The sequence below is a fragment of the Pseudomonas sp. PDM03 genome (genome assembly GCF_014852385.1).
Lineage (GTDB): Bacteria > Pseudomonadota > Gammaproteobacteria > Pseudomonadales > Pseudomonadaceae > Aquipseudomonas > Aquipseudomonas migulae.
On the sequence record NZ_JACVBM010000009.1, the window covers coordinates 188710 to 210691 of the forward strand.

Below are 21982 nucleotides of genomic sequence, written 5' to 3' on the forward strand. Positions count from 1 at the left end.
GCAAGCCGGCTCCTACAAGGGTTATTCATTGTTCTCGGGATTGTGCTCGGCACAAAAAAAACGGCCCGAAGGCCGTTTTTTTGTTTACCGCAAACGCTTAACCACCGAGGTACGCTTCGCGCACTTTCGGGTCGGTCAGCAGTGCTTCACCGGTGCCTTGCATCACCACGCGGCCGTTCTCCAGAACGTATGCGCGGTCAGCGATTTTCAGCGCCTGGTTTGCGTTCTGCTCGACCAGGAACACCGTCACGCCATCCTTGCGCAGCTGTTCGATGATGTCGAAGATCTGCTGGATGATGATCGGCGCCAGACCCAGCGAAGGCTCGTCGAGCAGCAGCAGCTTGGGCTTGCTCATCAGCGCACGGCCGATGGCGAGCATTTGCTGTTCGCCGCCGGACATGGTGCCGCCGCGCTGATTGAAACGCTCTTTCAGGCGTGGGAAAAGTCCGAGGACCTTGTCCATCTGTTCCTGGTAATCGCCCTTTTCAGTGAAGAAGCCACCCATGGAGAGGTTTTCTTCCACGGTCAGGCGAGCAAACACCCGACGACCTTCCGGCACGACGGCGATGCTCTTGCGCATGATCTGCGACGAACTCTGGCCGACGAGCTCTTCGCCCATGTAGCGGATGCTGCCGCTGTGGGCTTGCGGTGAACCGCAGAGGGTCATCAGCAGGGTCGACTTGCCGGCGCCGTTGGCACCGATCAGGGTCACGATCTCGCCCTGACGGACTTCGACGTTGACGCTGTGCAGCGCCTGGATCTTGCCGTAGAAGGTGGAAACGTTTTCGAATTGCAGCATTTACGCTTCCCCCAGGTAGGCTTTGATCACTTCAGGATTGTCGCGGATCTGTTCCGGCGTGCCGTCGGCCAGAGGCGTGCCCTGGTTGATCACGACGATGTGGTCGGAAATGCTCATGACCAGTTTCATGTCGTGTTCGATCAGCAGCACGGTGACGTTGTGCTCTTCACGCAGCATGCTGATCAGCGCCTTGAGATCCTCGGTTTCCTTCGGGTTCAGGCCGGCAGCCGGTTCGTCGAGCATGAGGATCCGCGGGCGGGTCATCATGCAACGAGCGATTTCCAGGCGACGTTGCTGACCGTAGGCCAGGGTGCCGGCCGGACGGTTGGCGAATGCCTTGAGGTTGACCTTGTCCAGCCAGTACTCGGCGAACTCCATGGCTTCGCGTTCGCTTTTGCGGAAGCCCGGGGTCTTGAACAGGCCCGCCAGGAAGTTGGTGTTCAGGTGACGGTGCTGGGCGATCAAGAGGTTCTCGACCGCTGTCATGTCCTTGAACAGCCGCACGTTCTGGAAGGTGCGCACCACGCCTTTGAGGGCAATCTTGTGGCCGGGCAGGCCTTCGATCGGCTCGCCGTCCAGCATGATGCTGCCGCCGCTCGGCTTGTAGAAACCGGTCAGGCAGTTGAACACGGTGGTCTTGCCGGCGCCGTTGGGGCCGATCAGTGCCACGACCTGTTTCTCTTTAACGCTCAGGGCTACGCCATTGACGGCCAGCAAGCCGCCGAAGCGCATGCTCAGGTTTTCGACTTTAAGGATCTCGCGGCTCATTTGCGCAGCTCCATGTGAGGACGTTGCATGGGCAGCAGACCTTGAGGACGCCAGATCATCATCAGCACCATCAAGGCGCCGAACATCAACATGCGGTATTCACTGAACTCACGCATCATTTCCGGCAACAGGATCATCACCGTGGCGGCGAGTACGACGCCCAGTTGTGAGCCCATGCCACCCAGCACCACGATGGCGAGGATGGTCGCCGACTCGATGAAGGTGAAGGACTCCGGTGTCACCAGGCCCTGACGCGCGGCGAAGAAGCTGCCGGCGAAACCGGCGAAGCATGCGCCGAGGGTGAAAGCCGAGAGTTTGATGATCGTCGGGTTCAGGCCCAGTGCACGGCAGGCGATTTCGTCTTCACGCAACGCTTCCCATGCGCGGCCCAGGGGCATGCGCAGCAAGCGGTTGATGACGAACAGCGCAAACAGCGCGAGGAACAGCGCGACCAGGTAAAGAAAGATCACCTTGTTGATCGAGTTGTATTCCAGGCCGAAGTACTCGTGGAACGTCTGCAGGCCTTCAGCCGCCTTACGTTCGAAAGTCAGGCCGAAGAACGTCGGTTTCTCGATGTTGCTGATGCCGTTCGGGCCACCGGTGATGTCGGTCAGGTTACGCAGGAACAGACGGATGATTTCGCCGAAGCCCAGGGTCACGATCGCCAGGTAGTCACCGCGCAGACGCAGGACCGGGAAACCGAGCAGGAAGCCGAAAGTGGCCGCCATCAGGCCGGCGATCGGCAGGCAGATCCAGAAGCTCAAGCCGTAGTAGTGCGACAGCAGCGCGTAGCTGTAGGCGCCGACGGCATAGAAACCGACGTAACCGAGGTCGAGCAGGCCAGCCAGGCCGACCACGATGTTCAGGCCCAGGCCGAGCATCACGTAGATCAGTACCAGCGTGGCGATATCCACCGCACCGCGAGAACCGAAGAACGGCCAGACCAGCGCGCCGACGATCAGCGCGATGATGATCCAGCGTTGGGTGGTCGGCAGGGTCAGGAAATTACTGGCCTTGGCCGGCATCACCGGCATGTTCGGCGAGGATTTCCAGGCCGAGCTGATCTGCTGGTCGAACAGCACCCGCAGGAACATCAGTACCGAGCACACGGCGATGGTGATCAGCGTTGCAGTGCTGGTGCCATGGACTTCGAGGTTGATGCCGACAATGGTCAGCTTCAGACCGAGTACCGGGTAGGCAACGGCCCACACCAGCAAGGCGCTGAACAACGCCTGTTTAAGATTCCTAGTCATACTTTTTCAACCTCCGGACGGCCCAACAGGCCGGTAGGCCGGAACAACAACACCAGAACCAATAGGCCGAACGCCACGACGTCCTTGTACTGGTCGCCGAAGATATCGGCACCGAAGGCTTCCGCCACCCCAAGCACGATCCCGCCGAGCATGGCGCCGGGGATGCTACCGATACCGCCCAGTACCGCTGCGGTGAAGGCCTTGAGGCCGACCAGGAAACCGGCGTTCGGGTTGATCACGCCATATTGCATGCTCAGCAGCACGGCCGCGATGGCCGCCAGTGCGGCACCGATGACGAAGGTCAGGGCGATGATGTTGTTGGTGTTGATACCCAGCAGGTTGGCCATCTTGATGTCTTCGGCACAGGCGCGGCAGGCGCGACCCAGGCGAGAGCGGGAGATGAACAGCGTCAGGCCGAGCATGGCGATCAGGGTCACCACGAACACCACGATTTGCATGTAGGAAATCAGCACTTCATGTGCGCCACCTGGCCCGATGGCGAAGTTGCCGGGGATCAGGTTGGGGATGGATTTGTCCTTGGAGTCTTGCGCCAGCAGAACCGTGTTCTGCAGGAAAATCGACATGCCGATGGCGGAAATCAGCGGGATCAGACGGTTGCTGCCGCGCAAGGGGCGGTAGGCGATCCGTTCGATGCTGTAACCGTAGGCACTGGTCACGACGATGGTCGCGAGGAAAGCGGCGGTCATCAACAGCGGAACACTGTCGAGTCCCATCATGGACAGGCCCGCAATGGCGATGAACGCCACGTAGGAACCGATCATGTACACCTCGCCGTGAGCGAAGTTGATCATTCCAATGATGCCGTAAACCATCGTATAGCCGATGGCGATCAGGGCATACGTGCTGCCAATGGTCAGACCATTAACCAGCTGTTGGAAGAAGTGATAGATGTCAGGCATTACAGCGCTCCTAAAAACCTGATACGCATTTCACTGGTGGAGTCATTTTCCCGCTCGAGCCCCGTGGATCTGCATCCACTTCGAACGCGAGGTTTGCCAGCGAACCGCTGATGACGGTTTTGAGATTTTCAGGTGGGGAGACTGGCGGATCACGCCAGCGCGGCCCAATACGTTCGTAAAACAAAGCCCACGGCACGCCGTGGGCTTTATTGGCAGTCAGTCAGGCAACGCCTTACTGAGGCTTGGCTTCAGTTTTTGGTTTGCCGAAGTGCCACTCGTAAACCACAAATTTGAAGTCTTTCAGGTCGCCCTTGTCGTCGAAGCTCAGGTCGCCGGTAGGAGTCTTGAAGGTGCCTTTGTGGATGGCTTCAGCCACTTTGGCGGAGTCTTCGGACTTGGCAGCCTTGATACCTTCGGCGATCACTTCCACAGCCGAGTAGGCCGGGAACACGAACGGACCGCTCGGGTCTTCTTTCTTCGCTTTGAACGCGTCAGCCAGAGCAACGTTGGCTGGATCCTGGTCGAAGGATTTCGGCAGGGTTACCAGCAGGCCTTCGGAAGCTTCCTTGGCGATCTGCGAAATGGAGTCGTTACCCACGCCTTCCGGACCCATGAACTTGGCTTTCAGGCCTTTTTCCTGGGATTGACGCAGGATCAGGCCCAGCTCCGGGTGGTAGCCGCCGTAGTAGACGAAGTCGACGTTGGCTTGCTTGAGCTTGGAGACCATCGAAGAGAAGTCTTTGTCGCCGGCGTTGATGCCTTCGAACACGGCAACCTTGACGCCTTTGCCTTCCAGGGTTTTCTTCACGGCGGTGGCGATGCCTTCACCGTATTGCTGTTTGTCGTGCAGGACAGCAACGATTTTCGGTTTTACGTGATCGGCGATGTAGTTACCGGCGGCAGGGCCCTGGGCGCTGTCCAGACCGATGGTGCGGAACACCATTTTGTAACCACGAGCGGTGATGTCCGGGCTGGTGGCAGCCGGGGTGATCATGATCACGCCTTCGTCTTCGTAGATGTCCGAAGCCGGTTGAGTGGAGCTGGAGCACAGGTGACCGACTACGAACTTGACGCCGTCGTTGACGACCTTGTTCGCAACAGCCACAGCTTGTTTTGGATCACAGGCGTCATCGTATTCAACGGCTTCGAGTTTCTTGCCGTCTACGCCGCCCTTGGCGTTGATCTGTTCGATGGCCATTTTGGCGCCACTGAACTGCATGTCGCCGTATTGGGCTACAGGGCCGGTTTTAGGGCCGGCGATGCCGATCTTGATGGTGTCAGCTGCGAACGAATGGCTGGCAACCCCGGCCAGAACCATAGCGGCAAACAGTTTGGAAATCTGCTTAGTAGCCTTAGTCATAGTGCTCCACTCTTACTGTTGTAGTTTTTATAGTCCTGGCGCCGTAGCAGCAGAACCGGGTCAGATATCTTCGATATCCTCCGGAAAATGCCCCCGGCAACTGTACCGGTACAGTGTAGAGCGCCGATTGTCAGCCTGGGAAGGCAGCGCCGGGGGGCAAAATCAGGGGGTGTCGCTTTTTTGAAAGAAAAAGACAGAATTGCGGCGGGGGTTTCAGCTGAAATATCAGCAATCCTTGGCTTTCCTGCAGTTTTCAATCGGTGACTCAATTGCATCCGGGTTTTTCTGCCAGACCACCAACGTTATCATCCACGTCGATTTCTTTTCCGGACAGGACCCATGACTCAAGAACCTAGCACCCTCTATGCCAAGCTGCTTGGTGAAACCGCATCTATTTCCTGGAAAGAGCTGGAGCCGTTCTTCGCCAAGGGTGCCCTATTGTGGGTCGATCCCGGTCTGGATTTGATCGCGGTGGCCGAAGCTGTAGCGACGGATGAAGGCGAGAAAGTGGCTGCCTGGCTGGCCGCCGACACGGTCGCCAAGCTGTCTGAAACGCGGGCGCTGGATCTTTTCGAACGCGATCCGGAGTTGTGGGCAGTGGTGGTTTCGCCGTGGATTCTGATCCAGGAAAGGGCGACGAAGTGAAGTTGCGCACCGAATGAGTGCGTCGCTTCGCCGGGGAAAAGTGTGTAGCCGAGTAGCGTGATGGCATGTTGCCGTAGAGAAAGGCCACAGGCGGAGTTGGCATAACGGTGACGTAAACGTAACGGGCACAGTTTATTGAGCAGCCGATGGGCTGCTTAATTGTTTCTGGATGTTGGAATTGGGGGCTGTTCAGGCTGGGGGTTGTGGGTTTGTGTACATATCCATTGCTGCGGTAACGGCGGCTATTGGTTTCGCCCTTACGGCGAGTCACTTGGAAAAGCCCCAAGTAACCAAGGGCTCTTGCCCCTTTCGTCCGGTGCCTCGCCCAGGCTCGGCATACCCTCGCTCCGGTCCTGCTCCGTGGGCCCGCCGCCATCGGCCATCCATGGCCGGGGGCGGCTAACCCGGCATCCATGCCGGGTTGCCCACTGCGCAGAACCTCCACTCGGCCTCCCCATGGGGCAAGCAGATCAAGATCAAAAGCCAGATCAACAGCACGCGAGGCGGCCTGATAGCCGACCTGGTTCTTTGGTGGTCCGCGTTGGCCTTCTTTGTTTCCTACACTCATTCCGGACTTGTACACCAATCCCCTGTAGGAGCCGGCTTGCTGGCGATAGCGTTCGTTCAGGCGATAAATGTGTCGACTGACCCACCGCCATCGCCAGCAAGCCGGCTCCTACAGGGATTGGTTCACACGGTCAAAATGGTAGGAGCCAGCTTGCTGGCGATGGACGTTAACGATGACGCGGGCTGCCTGAATGAATGCGTTGCCGGGGCGTTTTTCGCGAGCAGGCTCGCTCCTACATGGGATCGGCGTCAGCACGGTCAAACAAGCGCAGCGCGCCCGCTTGACGCCTCGGTCGGCCCAGAGGCCGCTTCGATTTTGATTTTGATTTTGATCGCAGGCGCCCCGTTAACCACGCTGGCCGAACGCAGGCATTGCGCAGCGGGGAAACCGGCAAGGATGCCGGTTTAGCCGCGCTGGGCCAGGGATGGCCCATCGCGGCGACCCGCGGAGCAATGCCGGAGTGAGGGCACACTGAGCCTAGGCGAGGTGCCAAGTGGTGGGGCAAGAGCGTTTGGTTACTTGGCGCTTTTCCAAGTAACTCGCCGTAAGGGCGAAACCAATATCAGCCATCACCCAAAAAACGGATATGCCCCCCAAGCTTGAATCTAAAAGCCTGAGGAGCGGCATCAGATCAGACGGTAAACGTCTTCCCCGTATGGTTATTAAGCGAAATAACCTTGGTCTTGCCAATCCGGTGACGGTAGATCTCGCGCAGGTACTTGATCGCCTTCTTCACGCAATCGCGCGACAGGCGAATGTCATTGATCGAGACAAATTTTTCCTTGTCGTTGATCAGCTCACGGTACTTCTTCTCGTACATCGGTTTGATCGCATACCAGTTGGTATCGAGGATCTTCGCCGGGTTCTCGAACTCGTTCAGCAAGTCATCGATCAGCTCTTCGTTGAAGTCTTCGTTGATGATGAAGTCGAGGATCGAGTTATCCAGCGTGTCGTCGAAGCGGTACGGGTTTTTCGCGAAGCAGCGCTTGATGAAGGCCACGATCAGCGTCAGGAAGTCGTCCGACAGGCACGGGCTCTTGGCGATCAAGGTGGTCAGCGACAAGTTGGCCGACGCGCCGATCACCAGCGCATAACGCTTGAGCGTGGTGTTCGGGAACAGGCTGTTGAGGTGAGTCTTCAACCGGTTCAGGTCCATGTACGACAGCTTGTAGTCTTTCGGCAGCGAAACAATCGACACCACCGACGAGCAGTTCTTGAAGAAGTGCAGGTCGTGCAACGCGGCCGCGTCGTAACCGGAATTCTTGTACTGCTCCAGCGAGGCGCGATAGCGCTTGGACTCGATGGGCAGCAGGCTGATGCCTTCAATGGCCTGGGTCACTTTGTTGAAGTGCGGCAGGTCGATGGAGCGGAAGAACAGGTCATCGATGTTCAGGCGCTGCGGCTCTTTCTCGAACACCTTGAACTTGTCACTGCTTGGCGGCGGCGTTTCCGGCACTACCGATTCGGCGTAGGCAATCGCCACCGGGCCGGCCAGGCTCATGAACAGGTCGTTGGCGTCGAGGCGAATGGTTTCGCCGATGTCGATGCCGGCGCGACGGAAATAGTTCTGGTCGTAGTCAGTCGTGACCGCCTGCGCCGTCAGAATGTTGAAGATCTGCTGCGAGATGTATTGGTTGGCGTGCTTTTCCATCGCGTTGACGTCGATGTTCTGGATGTTGCCGTCATCGCTTTCTTCGGCATAACGCATGATGTCGTTGGAAATCAGCATCATCGCGTTCCATGGGCGGATACGGCCCATGACGCTGGCTTCGCTGCTGTCTTCGTTGGCGAAGTTGTAGGAGAAGTCCCATTCTTCCGAGAGGTATTTGCACAACAGGCGACCGGCGTTGATGTGCAGCGCCTCGGACATTTCACTGCGGTGATCGGAAATGTTCGGCAGTACGCAGATGCCGCTGGTGAAGATCGGTTCGAAGACGAAGGAATGACCGCTTTTGCCGTCGTGCTCGTCCATCGGCTTGGTGTCGAACGTCTTGTTCATGTACGAGTGCTGCTGGGCGAGGCCGAATTCCGAAGCCATGCCCGAACCGGTACCGCCGCCGGCGCTGAAGATCGAGAAGTACAGGCGCGACTGGTTGGCCTTGATGCCGCAGCTGTCGATCAAGTACGAGTGAATCATTTTCCAGTCGGGACTGGAGAAACGCTGGGTGTCCTTGTTCAGGATGATCTTGGCCAGGTACTGACCGAGGATCGGCGCGTTACCGGCGCCACCGGCGTGGACTTCCGACAAGTCCATGATCTTCATTTTGCTGTAGTCGCGCAGGAAGCCGCTTTTTTCGCCCTTGCGCGAGAAACGGATGCGACCGGCGATGTCTTTGTCGAGGTCGCCGAGCATCACCAGCGGTTCGACCAGGAACACCGGCTTGGTGGCCTTGTTCGGGCCCAGGCGCAGGTTGTTGCGGATCCACTGGGCCGGGCTGTAACCCTTTTCCGCGTAGCGCTTGTCCGGCGACAGGCGATCTTCGTTGTTGAATTCGTTGAGGTAGAACTTGCGGGCGTTGTACACCAGCTCTGCGACGTCCAGCGCGATGTTCGAGCCGCAGCGACCGAGGCCGATCAGGCACACCGACGGGAATTCCTGGTCGTTGTGCTGTTCGTTATCGCCTTCCAGGTGCGGCGGGCGCGGGAACACCATGTCGCGCAGGCCGTCGAGGTTATCGAGGATGCGGTCGGTATTGGTCTCGGTGAAGTACAGGTATTGCTGAGTCGCCAACGGGCGCGAGGGGCTCAATGGCTTCGACGGCGTGGGGCTGTTCGCCGCGGGGCTCAGCGTCAGATCGGATATCGCAGTGGCCGGATTGTTTTTAGAAGTCATTGTGCGCCATGTACCTGGGCTGGTTGGCTGGACGACTACGTGTCGTCAAGCCATCACGGATGGGTTCTCGCGTCTTTTTTCAGCGCGTATTGGGCCCAAGCGTCAGGGACTGGGCCTGAACATCACTCGGGGGAATCCTTTCCTTAGTCATGATGAATCGGCCAATATTTGGCGATCTTTAATGAAAAAGGAGGCCAAATGATGTCAACCCTACCTTCGTTGGGTTTTGCCGGTATCGGCCTGATGGGGCTGCCGATGTGCCGGCGCCTGCTGGCTGCGGGGTTTTCGCTGACCGTATGGAACCGTAATCCGGCCAAATGTGCGCCCTTGGTCGAGGCGGGCGCGCGACAAGTTGCCACGCCTGCCGAGCTGTGTCGGCACGCCGATGTGCTGATGTTGTGCCTGGCCGACACGGCCGTGGTGCGCGAGGTGGTGTTTGGCCCGGGCGGAGTGGCCGAAGGTGGGAAAAGCGGCCAGTTGCTGGTGGATTTTTCCAGCCTGGAACCCACCGCGACGCGGGAAATGTCGGCGCAGTTGGCCAGCCAGACCGGCATGCGCTGGCTGGACGCTCCGGTGTCCGGGGGCGTTATCGGCGCCGAGGCCGGGAGCCTGGCGATCATGGTGGGCGGCGAAGCGGCGGACCTTGAGCGTGTCAGGCCTGTTCTGCTCAGCCTCGGCCAGCGTGTCACTCATATGGGCGCGGTCGGGGCGGGGCAGGTGACCAAGGCCTGCAATCAGATGATCGTTGCCTGTAACGCTCTGGTCATCGCCGAAGTCGTGGCGCTGGCCGAACGTTCCGGTGTGCAGGCCAGCCTGATTGCTGAAGCGTTGGCCGGTGGGTTTGCCGATTCAAAACCGTTGCAGATCCTCGCCCCGCAAATGGCCGAAAGCCGTTTTGAACCGGTCAAATGGCACGTGCGCACGCTGCTCAAGGACCTCGATACCGCGGTGAAATTTTCCCGTGAGCAAGGTTCGGCCACGCCCGTCAGCGGATTGGCCGCACAATTGATGCGGTTGCATGGTAGCCAGGGATTCCTGGAAAAAGATCCGTCGACCCTGGTGCAGTTGTACCGCGAACCGGACTCAGCGGACTGATCGTGTGCCCGTGTTTGCGCTGGTTGATTTCACTCAGCACCGGACGCAGTTCCGCCAGCGGAACCGGGCGACTGAGCAGGTAACCCTGGACGAAATCGCAGCCGTTGCGCTGGAGAAACTCGTATTGCTCAAGGGTTTCGACGCCTTCGGTGATCACCTGCAAATGCAGGGTGTGAGCCATGACGATAATCGCCTGAACGATTTCCATGTCCTGAGTCGACTTGGGAATGTCCTGGATGAACGAGCGATCGATCTTCAGCGAGTTGAGCGGCAGGCGCTTGAGGTAGGCGAGGGAGGAATAACCGGTGCCGAATTCGTCGATCGACAGCGACACGCCGAGGGCGCGAATCTGGCGCAACAACACCAGCGAATTGGCGATGTTGACCATCAGCGCGTTCTCGGTCACTTCCAGTTCCAGTCGCTGCGGCGCCACTCCGGCAATCCGCAACGCGTGTTCGATTTCATCGGCGAGGTCTTCGCGCGCCAGGTTCAGCGGCGAGCAGTTGACGGCGATGTGCAGTTCTTCGCAGCCCTGACGTGACAACTCGCTCAGGTCCTCGCAGGCTTTGCGCAGAACCCAATTGTCCAGCTCGGCAATCAACCCGTTGGCCTCGGCGATGGCAACGAAGCGGTCCGGGGTCAGCAGCCCGTGAACCGGATGTTGCCAGCGGACCAGCGCTTCCAGCTTGCTGACCTGTGCGGTTTGCAAGTCGAAAATCGGTTGGTAATGCAGGATCAGCCCGGTGTTTTCATGCAGGGCGTGGCGCAGTTCCTCTTCGAGTTGCAGCTCCAGCGTGGCTCGGGTTTTCAGGTTCGGGCTGAAGAAATTCAGGCCGTTGCGACCGCCGCCCTTGGACTGGTACAGCGCCAGGTCGGCGTGTTTCAGCAATTCCTCGCAGGTGGTGCCATCCTCCGGAAACAGGCTGATACCGATGCTGGTGGTCATGACCATGCGCCGCCCGGACAGCTCGATCGGTTCCTTCATCTTCAGCATGATGCGCTGGGCCATGGCCCGTGCTTCCTCGCGTTCACGCAGGCTGATGAGGAGGCAGAACTCGTCACCACCGAAACGCGCCACCACATCGTCGTGACTGCGTACCGACCCCTTGATGTGCTGGGCCAGGACTTTGAGCAATTCGTCGCCGGCGTCATGGCCGAGGCTGTCGTTGATCCGCTTGAAGTGGTCGATGTCCAGAAACATCACCGCGAGCATGCCGCCTTCATTGGTTTTCTGGAGCAGCTTCTCGGCGAAGATCTGGTTGAAGCCACGGCGGTTGATCAGGTTGGTCAGGGCGTCATAGTTCGCCACTTCTTGCAGCGACATGCGCGCCTGATCCAGTTGGCCGAGCAGCGTGTTGACCCGTTGCAGGTCGTGTTCCTTGTGTTGCAGTTTCTTGTCCGCCAGTGCTGCGCTGATGCTGCTGCCGATGATCAGCAGCGTGATGACCGCCACCGTCAGCCCCAGTTGCAGGTGATTGTTGTCGCCGGGCAACGTCAGCGGGCTGCCGGTCGGCAGCACCAGGCTGAAGGCGGCCATGCCGGTGAAATGCATGCTGATAATGCCCGCCCCGAGCACCAGGCTGGCGCTGAATTTGACCAATTGATGGAGCAGGCCAGAGCCTTCGCGCAATCGACTCGACAGCAACAGTGCCGCGAGGCTGGCGCCAATGGCGATGACGATGGAAAGGATGAACAGCACCGGTTGGTAATACGTCATCGCATTCGAACGCATCGCCGCCATGCCCACGTAATGCATGGTCGCGATGCCCAGGCCAATGCAAATGGCCGCCTGGATGTACTGCCGGATGCTCAGGTGAGGATGACTGAGGGTGTGCATCGCCAGCCACGAGGCGAACAGGGCAATCAGCAGGGAGGCAAGGGTGACGGGCAGTTCGTATTGAATTTCGACCGGCGCCTGAAACGCCAGCATGCCGATGAAATGCATGGCCCAGATGCCGCCTGCCAGGCATCCGGCGCCGATCCAGCGCCACAGCCGTTGTGAAGCCGGATTTTCCGAATGCCTGACCCGTTCGGCCATGTCCAGCGTGGCGAAGCCGCCCACACAGGCGACCAGATAGGCCAGCAGCACCAGAAAAGGATCATGTGTGCAATTGAGGACAACTTGCCCGTTCGCGGTCAGCTCGGTAAAAAAATGCAAACCAAGCCACTCCATAGCATGCCCCGTCTTGTCCCGGCCCGCGCCATGCACGCTGGCGAATGCTTTGGAGTATAGAAGTCATACAAAGAGCGCAAGCCGTAGTGGCACATTGGTAGCAATCATTTTGGAATGAGCATTAGAGCGTTTGGACATAAATTGATGCACGAGCAGTGCTGTGTTCCATGGGGGGATATCAGCTTTACGAATAATTACAGACAGCTTGGGCGGGCCTGACTAGATTGCAGGTTCCGGGGACAGTGATGCCCCAAAAACAATAAAAAGAGACGGACCCATGCAGAACTCGACCCAAGCGGCGAATGCCTGGCGCATTCTGTTCCTGCTGTTCCTGGCCAATCTGTTCAATTTCTTCGATCGCACCATTCCGGCCATCATCATTGAGCCGATCCGAATGGAATGGCACCTCAGCGACTTTCAACTGGGAATCATCGGTACCGCTTTCACCATTGTCTATGCGATTGCCGGACTGCCGCTGGGGCGGATGGCCGATACCGGTTCGCGCGCCAAGTTGATGGGTTGGGGGCTGGCGGCCTGGAGCGGGCTGACAGCGGTCAACGGGCTGGTGGGCAGTTTCTGGAGTTTCCTGATCGTGCGCATGGGCATCGGCATTGGTGAGGCCAGTTACGCACCTGCCGCCAACTCGCTGATCGGCGACCTGTTCCCGGCCCACCGCCGTGCGCGTGCGATGGGCATTTTCATGCTGGGGCTGCCGTTGGGCCTGCTGCTGGCTTTCTTCACCATCGGCTGGATGGTCAAGGCGTTCGACAGCTGGCGCGCGCCGTTCTTCATCGCGGCGGTGCCGGGGCTGATCCTGGCGGTCTTCATGTTTTTCATCAAGGAACCGAAACGCGGCGCAGCGGAAAGTGTGCAGGTCTCGCAGGAGCGTGTGGACCGGCCGATCCGCCGGGTGCTGGCGGTGCCGACCTTTCTGTGGCTGGTGATGGCGGGGCTGTGTTTCAACTTCGCGACCTATGCCTGCAACTCCTTCCTGGTACCGATGCTGCAACGCTACTTCCTGATGCCATTGCACGAAGCAGCGGTGGCGACCGGTGTGATCGTCGGTGTGACGGGGCTGTTCGGCCTGACGTTGGGCGGCTGGGTCGCAGACAAGATTCACCAGCGGGTGGCCAATGGGCGGCTGCTGTTTGCGGCGTTCAGCCTGATCGTTTCGACGGTGTGCACCGCGTGGGCGTTGCATGCCGGGCGGATCGAGATCGGGGTGTTCGTGGCGGTGTTCAGTCTGGGCTGGTTGTTTGCCTACAACTTCTACACCTGCGTTTACACGGCCATTCAGGACGTGGTCGAGCCACGCCTGCGGGCCACGGCGATGGCGTTGTTCTTTGCCGGGCTGTATTTGCTGGGTGGCGGATTGGGGCCGGTGGTGGTGGGCGGTTTGTCCGATCACTTTGCGCACACGGCGATGCTGGCGGCCGGTGCCGAACAGATGACCGAAGCGTTCAAGGCTGTTGGCCTGCATGACGCGATGTACCTGATTCCGGTGGCGCTGTTCTTTACGATGGTGTTCCTGTTCATGGCGTCGCGGTGTTTTGTGCGGGATGCGAAGCGGATGAAGGAAGGCTTGGTGGCGGTGGTTGAGCCGCAGATCCCGGCGGTCACCGCTTAAAAAACTGGAATAGAAGACCTGTAGGAGCCGGCTTGCTGGCGATGGACTCGAATACGCCGTGGTGAACCAGTCAGTACGCGTTATCGTTAACGACCATCGCCAGCAAGCCGGCTCCTACAGGGATTGTCTGGTTTTTCCGAGGCAAAAAAAGGCCCGCATCGCTGCGGGCCTTTTTCATTGCGCGAGGTAGAGCAGGGGGCGATTAGCCCGCCACCAACACCCGAATCGCTTCCAGTCGCAGCGCAGCCTTATCGAGCATCGCCAGACCTTGTTCACGCTGTTTACGCAGGGCAACCAGTTCGCTGTCGCGTACGGTCGGGTTGACCGCTTGCAACGCGGTCAGGCGCGCCAGTTCTTCATCGGTATCAGCCGCAAGACGACGTTGCGCCTCAGCCACGCGCTCGGCGTGACGCGGGAAGATTTTCTCTTCGCCGGCGTTGATTCGTGGCGTCAGCTGATCACGCTGGGCCTGGATGAACTTGTTGGCGCTGGCACGTGGCACGCTTTCCAGTTGATCGTTCAGGGTCTCGAACGACACCCGGGCCGACAGGTCGTTGCCATTGGCATCGAGCAGGCAGCGCAGTGCGGCCGGCGGCAGGTAACGACCCAGTTGCAGCGAACGCGGTGCAACCACTTCGCTGACGTAGAGCAGTTCCAGCAACACGGTGCCCGGTTTCAGCGCCTTGTTCTTGATCAGCGCCACAGCGGTGTTGCCCATCGAACCGGACAGCACCAGGTCCATGCCGCCTTGCACCATCGGGTGTTCCCAGGTGATGAACTGCATGTCTTCGCGAGACAGCGCCTGGTTGCGGTCGTAAGTGATGGTCACGCCTTCGTCGTCGCCCAGCGGGAAGCTGGCGTCGAGCATTTTTTCGCTCGGCTTGAGGATCAGGGCGTTTTCCGAGTGGTCTTCGCTGTCGATGCCAAAGGCGTCGAACAGGGTTTCCATGTAGATCGGCAGCGTGAACTGATCGTCTTGCTCGAGGATGTCCTCGACCAGTGCATCACCTTCGCCAGCGCCGCCGGAATTGAGTTCCAGCAAGCGGTCGCGGCCAGTGTGCAGCTCGGCTTCCAGGCGCTCACGCTCGGCGCGGGCCTCGTCGATCAGCGTTTGCCACTCGCCGTCGTCGGCATTTTCCAGCAGCGGCAGCAGGCGCGGGCCGAACTGATGCTGCAAGGCGTTGCCGGTCGGGCAGGTGTTGAGGAACGCGTTCAACGCTTCGTGGTACCACTGGAACAAGCGCTCTTGCGGGCTGGTTTCGAGGTACGGCACGTGCAGTTCGATGATGTGCTTCTGGCCGATCCGGTCGAGACGACCGATCCGCTGCTCCAGCAGGTCCGGGTGCGACGGCAGATCGAACAGCACCAGGTGGTGCGAGAACTGGAAGTTGCGACCTTCACTGCCGATTTCCGAGCAGATCAGCACTTGCGCGCCAAATTCTTCATCGGCGAAGTAGGCGGCGGCGCGGTCACGCTCAAGGATGTTCATGCCTTCGTGGAACACCGTCGCAGGAATACCGGAACGCACGCGCAGGGCGTCTTCCAGGTCCATGGCGGTTTCGGCGTGGGCGCAGATCACCAGCACTTTGGTGCGCTTGAGCATTTTCAGCTGGTCGATCAGCCACTCGACGCGCGGGTCGAATTTCCACCAGCGTTCTTCTTCGTTGGCGTCCGGCTGGGCCTGGAAGCTGACTTCCGGGTACAGCTCGGCGTGATCGCCCAGCGGCAGTTCGAGGTATTCGTCGGGGCACGGCAGCGGGTACGGGTGCAGTTTGCGTTCCGGGAAACCCTGCACCGCGGCGCGGGTGTTGCGGAACAGCACGCGGCCAGTGCCGTGGCGGTCGAGCAGTTCGCGGACCAGACGGGCACTGGCTTCGGTGTCGCCATCATTGACGGCGGTCAGCAGCGCTTCGCCTTCGTTGCCGAGGAAACCGTGAATGGTCTTGTGCGCTTCAGGCGACAGGCGCCCCTTGTCCAGCAGCTCCTGAACGGCTTCGGCCACCGGGCGATAGTTCTCGCTCTCGGCGCGGAAGGCGTGCAGGTCATGGAAACGGTTCGGGTCGAGCAGGCGCAGACGTGCGAAGTGGCTGTCCTGACCCAGTTGTTCCGGGGTGGCGGTCAGCAGCAATACGCCGGGAATGACTTCGGCCAACTGTTCGACCAGCGAGTACTCAGGGCTGGCCTTGTCTTCGTGCCACACCAGGTGGTGGGCTTCGTCGACGACCATCAAGTCCCAACCGGCGGCGAACAGCGCGTCCTGGGCCTTTTCGTCTTCCACCAGCCATTCCAGAGCGACCAGCGCAAGCTGGGTGTCCTCGAACGGGTTGGCGGCATCGCTTTCGATGAAGCGTTCTTCGTCGAACAGCGCGACTTGCAGGTTGAAGCGGCGGCGCATTTCCACCAGCCACTGGTGCTGCAGGTTTTCCGGCACCAGGATCAGAACGCGGTTGGCGCGGCCCGAGAGCAGTTGGCGATGGATCACCAGACCGGCTTCGATGGTTTTGCCCAGGCCCACTTCGTCTGCCAGCAATACCCGCGGCGCAATGCGGTCGGCGACTTCACGGGCGATGTGCAACTGGTGCGCGATCGGTTGCGCACGCACGCCGCCCAGACCCCAGAGCGAGGATTGCAACTGGCGGCTGGTATGTTCCAGGGTGTTGTAGCGCAGGGAGAACCAGGCCAGCGGGTCGATCTGCCCGGCGAACAAACGGTCGCTGGCCAGTCGGAACTGAATGAAGTTCGACAGCTGGGTTTCCGGCAGGGTGACCACTTCGTTCTGCGCGTTGAGGCCGTGGTAGATCAGCAGGCCGTCGATGTCGTCGACTTCCTGTACGGTCAGTTTCCAGCCTTCGAAGTGAATGATCGAATCGCCCGGCGAAAAACGCACGCGGGTGAGGGGCGCATTCCGTAGCGCGTACTGGCGAGTCTCGCCAGTGGCCGGATAGAGCACGGTCAACAAGCGGCCGTCCTGTGCCAGAACGGTGCCTAAACCCAGCTCGGCTTCGCTGTCACTGATCCAGCGTTGCCCCGGTTGATACTGCTGCGCCATGCTGCCTGACTCCCACCTTGAAAAAGCGGGCTATCTTAACGGAATGAGGGCTTCAGGGCCAAAGGACTCTCAGAAAAACTCACAGTCTTACGTTAGTTCACCGCTTGAGACGTGTGCGGGCCGGGGCACTTGTTAGTGCCAATCCGGTCACAGTTTGCGACCGATGGCTCAAGTCGCCATCCCCGCAGCCGACAGCCTGCTGACAGGAGACAAATAATTATGCTGCCACCGATGCTCCCCTTGAGTGCCGTGCCGATCACTTCACAGCACGACCCGATCCGCCAGCGCCCGGATATTCCGCCTGTTGTGCCGGTGCAGGAAAGCTCCAACGAAAGCACGATCGACCTGCAACAGCGCGATCCGGAAGAGGCGGCGTTTCAGCTGCGCGAGGAACAGCGCCGCAAGCAGGAAAAAGAACGCCGTCGCCGTGAAGCCGATGAAGATCCTGAAGAGCACCTGGCCATTCCCGGCACTGAGCTCAACGCGGATAACACCGTGCCGGTCGCGCCATTGATGGACGACGAGCCGCGTCAGGGGTTGTGGGTCGACATTCAGATTTAGTCCTTGATGAGGGAAAGTTCGTTGAGGGCGTCGAGCAGTACATCCATTTCTTCTTCGGTATTGAGGTAACTGACGGCAATCCGCGCGATGCTGTCCAGCCCTCGGGCCTGCATATCCAGCGGCGTATAGGCCACGCCATTGGCGCCGATGTTGATTCCTCGTTGCGCCAGCCGCTGCTTCAATTCAACGTTGTCCCAACCCTTGAGCGTGAAGGCGACCAAGCCTGATTGCTGATTCGCCGGCCCCAGGTTGTGTAGCGTCAGCCCGCTGACCGACTCAAGGCGTTCGCGCAGTTGCCCGCTCAAGCCCTCGATCCGCTGGCGAATCCGGGTTGCACCCAAGTGGTTGAACTCCTCCAGCGCATTGGCCAGTCCGGCCAGCAAAGCCACCGACACTTCACTGGTTTCAAACCGCCGCGCATCGTCACGCACCGAGAAACCTTCGCCGTTCCATGGCGCGGAAAGCACGTCCAGATGGCCGGGCACGAGCCGTTCGAGAAACCCCGGTTTGATGTACATCAGCGCCGTTCCGCGCGGGCCACGGAGGAATTTTCGCCCGGCGCCCTTGAGCACATCGCAGTTCAACGCCTGCACGTCGCAGGGCAATTGCCCCAGCGCCTGGCCGGCGTCGATGAAGTAGGGAATGCCATGCTGACGCGCCACGGCGCCAATGGCCTCGGCCGGGTTGATCAGGCCGCCGTTGGCCGGCAGCCAGGTCAGTGCGATCAGCTTCACCTTCGGGTCGATCATCTGCTGGAGGGCGGACACGGACACGGCACCCGTCTCATCGCAGGGAATCACCTCCAGCCGCGCCCCGGCGCTGACGGCCCGAGCGATGCAGGCCAGATTGCCGCCCCATTCATGGCGCCCGACCAGAATCCGCTCGCCGTCCTGCCACGGCCCCAATGCATTGAATGCCATGCCCCAGGCAGCCGAACCGCTGCTGGCGAACGCGATGTTTTCAGTGTTTGCATTGAGCAGCAGGGCCGCCGCACTGCGAGCGCGGGCCTGCACGCTCTGGTCGGCGGCCTCCATGGGGCCGCAGAGGGCTTCGAGTCGCAGTTGCTCGATGATCGCGTCGAGGGTGGCCTGGCTCGGCAACGAGGCGCCGGCGTGGTTGAAGTGAATCACGCTGGCGCACCCCGGCGTCGCCGCTCGCAAACGCTCCACTTCGTCGAGGTTCATGGACGCAGCTCGAAAATAGCGTCGATTTCCACGGCCACGCCGCCGGGCAGGCTCGATACGCCGACAGCCGTGCGCACATGCCGGCCTTTATCGCCGAGGGCATTGACCAACAGGTTGGACGCGCCATTGGCGACCGCACCTTGACGCGCAAAATCCGCGGCGCTGGCGATGAACACGCCGAGACGGATGATGCGCACCAGTTTCGATAGGTCATCGCCGAGTGCATCGCTCAATTGTGCGAGCAGCCCCAGCGCGGCAAGTTCGGCGGCGTTGGCGCCTTCTTCATCGGAGATCGACTCTCCCAATCGGCCGATGAATGCCGGTTTGCCGTCCAGTAACGGAATCTGCCCGGAAATGAACAACTGGTTCTGGCTGACCACGTGGTTGACGTAATTGGCGATGGGCTGGCTCGGTGTCGGCAGGCTCAGGCCAAGTTGCTGGACACGGTGGGCGAGTGAGTCGGTCATGGTGAATCCTCCTGAATGAAGGCTTCAGCATGTTGGCGGACGGGGAGCGCGACAAACGGATAGATTTAATCCGACGTATTTAAATAACTCATGCGTAGATCGAATGTGGGAGTGGGCTTGGCCCGGGCGGCGTTCCTGTAGGAGCCGGCTTGCCAGCGATGGCGATTCTGAAAACGCCATCGCCGGCAAGCCGGCTCCTACAAAGGCCCGCCACCCGGACCAAGCCCGCTCCCACAATTTTGAACTTCAGTCGTCGTGAGATTTTTGCGCGATGTTGGCCATCTCATTCAGCCATTCGCTAAAGCATTGTGCCGCGTGGCTCGGCGGGCGCTCGGGCGTGACCAGCCAATACCCGATATCGCTAATGAACGGCGGGGTGGCGAAGGCTTCTACCAACGAGCCGTCCTTGAGCCGGCGCTCGATCAGGTGATGACGCCCCATGGCGATACCTTGGCCGGCCACGGCGGCTTCGACGACGATGTTGTAGTCGTGGAGCATGACGCTGGGGCAATGGCTGAGGTCGATGGCGTTGTGCGTGCTCCAGTCGATCCACTCGAACGGCTGGTGCGACTTGGCCATGAGCAGCGGGCCTTGGTCGGTGCCCTTGGCCTTGAACGCCGGGCTGCAGACCGGGGTCAGTGTTTCCACCATAAAGCGCCGGGCCTGGACTTTCGGCCAGCCACCTTTGCCGTAGCGGATGGCCAGGTCGACTTCGCCGCCGCCGACGTCGGCCAGTTGCACCGAGGGCAGGAGTTCGACATGAATGTGCGGGTGGCGCGCGTTGAAACTGGCCAGGCGCGGCGCCAGCCACAGGGTGGCGAACGAGGCGAGCAGGCCAATGCGCAGGGTGCTTTCCTGGTGCTCATTGCCCCGCAGTTCACGGGTGGCGAGGGCGATGGAGGCGAGGGCCGGTTGAATCTGCCGGTAGTAGGCTGCACCGGCTGGCGTCAGATCGATGGCCCGGGTGCGGCGGATAAACAGCCGCTGGTTGAGGAACTGTTCCAGTTTCTGCACTTGATGGCTGATCGCACTTTGGGTCACCGACAATTCATCGGCGGCCTTGATGAAACTCAAATGACGCGCCACGGCCTCGAAGGCGCGCAGGGCCATCAAGGGAGGCAGATCCTGGTGCAGTTCCACGGCGCGGGTCCTTTGGGTCCATCGCAAAGTCGCGATTGTGCGTTGAAAAAACGCCGTGAGCACATACTTTGTTAAGCCGCTGTTACGCAGGCGACTGGTCAGCGCGGGCGCCAGACCGCATTATTGGCGCAATCCTGCCGAGCGATGTGGCAGTTGAACTTCATTTCACACGATGCACTGAAGACCATGAGCCAAGACGACAAACTGATCGACCTCAATTCCGAACGCGCCAAGCGTGTTCATGACCTCAACGAAAAACGCCTGAACGAAGTGCGCCAGGCATTCGAGCAGGCAATGCCGTTGGGCAAAGCGAAGAAGAAGCCGAAGAACAAGCCGAAAAAGCGTTAAACCCCTCGCATCCGTTGATGCAGATCAGTTTTCTCCCTCCTTTGCGCCCAGTCTCGGGCGATATTGATCCCGGTCAATTTCCTCTCCTGCCCGATTGGTTAACTTAGCCCCATCGCAACAGGGCAAGTGCAGGAGGCCAGTCATGTTTTTCGACAACGTGGTGATCGCCGGAGTGCTGACAGTCGGCCTCATGGTTCTGTTTTTCGCAGGGTTTGGATTTTTTATCTGGAAAGATTCGCACAAACGGAAAAAACCGTAGGTCTTTCTGGATGCAATGAGCACGCAAGGCATTTTGGGCAACTTCGGTTGCCCTTTTTTTTGCCTGCGGAAATCTGGTTGTTTGTGCGGGGACGCGGTGGGGGGGGCTATGTTGGGCAACGGCCTGGGGTTTTCAGGTGGGTTGTTGGGTGGTTTTGGGTTGTGTACATATCCGTTTCTTCGGTAATGGCTTCTATTGGTTTCGCTCTTACAGCGAGTCACTTTCGAAAAGCCTGCGCGGCCCGGCGGAAAGTAACCAAAGCGCTTCTGCCCCTTTCGTTCGGTGCCTCGCCCAGGCTCGGCATACCCTCGCTCCGGTCCTGCTCCGTGGGCCCGCCGCGATCGGCCATCCATGGCCGTGCGCGGCTAACCCGGCATCCATGCCGGGTTGCCCACTGCGCAGAACCTCCACTCGGCCTCTCGAGGGGGCGACCACCGCCACAGCCGCCGAGGCGGCCTGAAAGCCGACCTGGCTCTCTGTGCGAACGCGTTGTTCTTCTCGGCTGCGCTCACCCATTCCGGACATGTACACCGATCCCCTGTAGGAGCCGGCTTGCTGGCGATGGCGTCCGTTCAGGCGATAGATGTGTCGACTGACCCACCGCTATCGCCAGCAAGCCGGCTCCTACAGGGGATCGTATTTATCCAAATGCATATGCATTTCCCTTGTAGGAGCCAGCTTGCTGGCGATGGACGTCAACGATAACGCGGGGTGTCTGAATGAACGCGTCGCCCAGACGCTTTTCGCCGGCAAGCCGGCTCCTACAGGGAGTCCCATACGCTTTTGATTCCCACCACTCATCAGGTCGAGCGTTAGCTCGCCTTCAGCTTTTGATCTGAGCGCCCCCTCGAGAGGCCGAGTGGAGGTTCTGCGCAGTGGGCAACCCGGCATGGATGCCGGGTTAGCCGCCCCCGGCCATGGATGGCCGATGGC

The 21982-nt window shown here is 59.9% G+C and carries 17 protein-coding genes; 6 read left to right on the forward strand and 11 right to left on the reverse strand.

The features are described from left to right. Nucleotides 1–97: 97 nt before the first annotated feature. The 5 genes from IB254_RS15540 to IB254_RS15560 form a co-directional block, all read right to left on the reverse strand. Nucleotides 98–799 (reverse strand): ABC transporter ATP-binding protein, encoded by a 702-nt coding sequence (locus tag IB254_RS15540; protein ID WP_008034381.1) that lies wholly within the window; start codon nt 797–799, stop codon nt 98–100. After that, nucleotides 800–1567, reverse strand: coding sequence for a high-affinity branched-chain amino acid ABC transporter ATP-binding protein LivG (gene livG / locus IB254_RS15545; protein ID WP_008034380.1), 768 nt, complete (start codon nt 1565–1567; stop codon nt 800–802). It lies immediately after the preceding gene. Next, nucleotides 1564–2820, reverse strand: a complete 1257-nt coding sequence (locus IB254_RS15550; protein ID WP_192417965.1) for a high-affinity branched-chain amino acid ABC transporter permease LivM — start codon at nt 2818–2820, stop codon at nt 1564–1566. The genes livG and IB254_RS15550 overlap by 4 nt, the downstream gene beginning before the upstream one ends. Next, entirely contained in the window at nt 2817–3740 is a 924-nt protein-coding gene (livH, locus tag IB254_RS15555; protein ID WP_008034378.1) for a high-affinity branched-chain amino acid ABC transporter permease LivH, read from the reverse strand. Before livH ends, IB254_RS15550 begins: the two co-directional genes overlap by 4 nt. A gap of 232 nt (nt 3741–3972) precedes the next feature. Next, entirely contained in the window at nt 3973–5100 is a 1128-nt protein-coding gene (locus tag IB254_RS15560; protein WP_008034377.1) for a branched-chain amino acid ABC transporter substrate-binding protein, read from the reverse strand. 339 nt (nt 5101–5439) lie between these two features. Between IB254_RS15560 and IB254_RS15565 the strand changes: the two genes are divergently transcribed. Then, nucleotides 5440–5745: a DUF2288 domain-containing protein gene (locus tag IB254_RS15565; protein WP_192417966.1), complete on the forward strand. Its 306-nt coding sequence runs from the start codon at nt 5440–5442 to the stop codon at nt 5743–5745. Between the two features lie 1199 nt (nt 5746–6944). Here IB254_RS15565 and IB254_RS15570 read toward each other — a convergent pair. Beyond that, nucleotides 6945–9146, reverse strand: coding sequence for a hypothetical protein (locus tag IB254_RS15570; RefSeq protein ID WP_008034213.1), 2202 nt, complete (start codon nt 9144–9146; stop codon nt 6945–6947). A gap of 198 nt (nt 9147–9344) precedes the next feature. Between IB254_RS15570 and IB254_RS15575 the strand changes: the two genes are divergently transcribed. After that, nucleotides 9345–10241, forward strand: coding sequence for an NAD(P)-dependent oxidoreductase (locus IB254_RS15575; protein WP_192417967.1), 897 nt, complete (start codon nt 9345–9347; stop codon nt 10239–10241). Here IB254_RS15575 and IB254_RS15580 read toward each other — a convergent pair. After that, a complete protein-coding gene (locus IB254_RS15580) occupies nt 10132–12414 on the reverse strand; it encodes a putative bifunctional diguanylate cyclase/phosphodiesterase (protein ID WP_192417968.1) in 2283 nt (760 codons plus the stop codon). The genes IB254_RS15575 and IB254_RS15580 overlap by 110 nt on opposite strands. A 277-nt stretch (nt 12415–12691) precedes the next feature. Here IB254_RS15580 and IB254_RS15585 point away from each other — a divergent pair, with 277 nt between their 5' ends. Continuing rightward, entirely contained in the window at nt 12692–14041 is a 1350-nt protein-coding gene (locus IB254_RS15585; protein WP_192417969.1) for a spinster family MFS transporter, read from the forward strand. Nucleotides 14042–14243: 202 nt separating this feature from the next. On the opposite strand, the gene rapA is transcribed toward IB254_RS15585, so the two are convergent. After that, nucleotides 14244–17090 (reverse strand): RNA polymerase-associated protein RapA, encoded by a 2847-nt coding sequence (gene rapA, locus IB254_RS15590; protein ID WP_192417970.1) that lies wholly within the window; start codon nt 17088–17090, stop codon nt 14244–14246. Between the two features lie 219 nt (nt 17091–17309). On the opposite strand from rapA, the gene IB254_RS15595 reads away from it, so the two are divergent. Next, nucleotides 17310–17651: a hypothetical protein gene (locus IB254_RS15595; protein WP_008034222.1), complete on the forward strand. Its 342-nt coding sequence runs from the start codon at nt 17310–17312 to the stop codon at nt 17649–17651. Here the strand turns inward: IB254_RS15595 and IB254_RS15600 are convergent. The 3 genes from IB254_RS15600 to IB254_RS15610 form a co-directional block, all read right to left on the reverse strand. Beyond that, on the reverse strand, nt 17648–18835 hold the full coding sequence (locus IB254_RS15600; RefSeq protein WP_192417971.1) for an aminotransferase class V-fold PLP-dependent enzyme: 1188 nt from the start codon (nt 18833–18835) through the stop codon (nt 17648–17650). The genes IB254_RS15595 and IB254_RS15600 overlap by 4 nt on opposite strands. Next, nucleotides 18832–19302 carry a RidA family protein gene (locus IB254_RS15605; RefSeq protein WP_192417972.1) on the reverse strand — a complete coding sequence of 157 codons (471 nt, stop codon included), beginning with the start codon at nt 19300–19302 and terminating at the stop codon, nt 18832–18834. The genes IB254_RS15600 and IB254_RS15605 overlap by 4 nt, the downstream gene beginning before the upstream one ends. Nucleotides 19303–19548: 246 nt before the next feature. Next, on the reverse strand, nt 19549–20442 hold the full coding sequence (locus tag IB254_RS15610; RefSeq protein WP_192417973.1) for a LysR substrate-binding domain-containing protein: 894 nt from the start codon (nt 20440–20442) through the stop codon (nt 19549–19551). Nucleotides 20443–20628: 186 nt separating this feature from the next. Here IB254_RS15610 and IB254_RS15615 point away from each other — a divergent pair, with 186 nt between their 5' ends. Next, nucleotides 20629–20790 (forward strand): hypothetical protein, encoded by a 162-nt coding sequence (locus IB254_RS15615; RefSeq protein WP_007935839.1) that lies wholly within the window; start codon nt 20629–20631, stop codon nt 20788–20790. A 142-nt stretch (nt 20791–20932) separates the two neighbouring features. Next, a complete protein-coding gene (ccoM, locus tag IB254_RS29755) occupies nt 20933–21049 on the forward strand; it encodes a cytochrome c oxidase subunit CcoM (protein ID WP_007906619.1) in 117 nt (38 codons plus the stop codon). Nucleotides 21050–21982 lie beyond the last annotated feature (933 nt).

Bases quoted from the DNA above. Each gene is read 5' to 3' on its own strand.
- IB254_RS15540 (WP_008034381.1), bottom strand. From the start codon at position 799: ATGCTGCAATTCGAAAACGTTTCCACCTTCTACGGCAAGATCCAGGCG.
- livG (WP_008034380.1), bottom strand. From the start codon at position 1,567: ATGAGCCGCGAGATCCTTAAAGTCGAAAACCTGAGCATGCGCTTCGGC.
- IB254_RS15550 (WP_192417965.1), bottom strand. From the start codon at position 2,820: ATGACTAGGAATCTTAAACAGGCGTTGTTCAGCGCCTTGCTGGTGTGG.
- livH (WP_008034378.1), bottom strand. From the start codon at position 3,740: ATGCCTGACATCTATCACTTCTTCCAACAGCTGGTTAATGGTCTGACC.
- IB254_RS15560 (WP_008034377.1), bottom strand. From the start codon at position 5,100: ATGACTAAGGCTACTAAGCAGATTTCCAAACTGTTTGCCGCTATGGTT.
- IB254_RS15565 (WP_192417966.1), top strand. From the start codon at position 5,440: ATGACTCAAGAACCTAGCACCCTCTATGCCAAGCTGCTTGGTGAAACC.
- IB254_RS15570 (WP_008034213.1), bottom strand. From the start codon at position 9,146: ATGACTTCTAAAAACAATCCGGCCACTGCGATATCCGATCTGACGCTG.
- IB254_RS15575 (WP_192417967.1), top strand. From the start codon at position 9,345: ATGATGTCAACCCTACCTTCGTTGGGTTTTGCCGGTATCGGCCTGATG.
- IB254_RS15580 (WP_192417968.1), bottom strand. From the start codon at position 12,414: ATGGAGTGGCTTGGTTTGCATTTTTTTACCGAGCTGACCGCGAACGGG.
- IB254_RS15585 (WP_192417969.1), top strand. From the start codon at position 12,692: ATGCAGAACTCGACCCAAGCGGCGAATGCCTGGCGCATTCTGTTCCTG.
- rapA (WP_192417970.1), bottom strand. From the start codon at position 17,090: ATGGCGCAGCAGTATCAACCGGGGCAACGCTGGATCAGTGACAGCGAA.
- IB254_RS15595 (WP_008034222.1), top strand. From the start codon at position 17,310: ATGCTGCCACCGATGCTCCCCTTGAGTGCCGTGCCGATCACTTCACAG.
- IB254_RS15600 (WP_192417971.1), bottom strand. From the start codon at position 18,835: ATGAACCTCGACGAAGTGGAGCGTTTGCGAGCGGCGACGCCGGGGTGC.
- IB254_RS15605 (WP_192417972.1), bottom strand. From the start codon at position 19,302: ATGACCGACTCACTCGCCCACCGTGTCCAGCAACTTGGCCTGAGCCTG.
- IB254_RS15615 (WP_007935839.1), top strand. From the start codon at position 20,629: ATGAGCCAAGACGACAAACTGATCGACCTCAATTCCGAACGCGCCAAG.
- ccoM (WP_007906619.1), top strand. From the start codon at position 20,933: ATGTTTTTCGACAACGTGGTGATCGCCGGAGTGCTGACAGTCGGCCTC.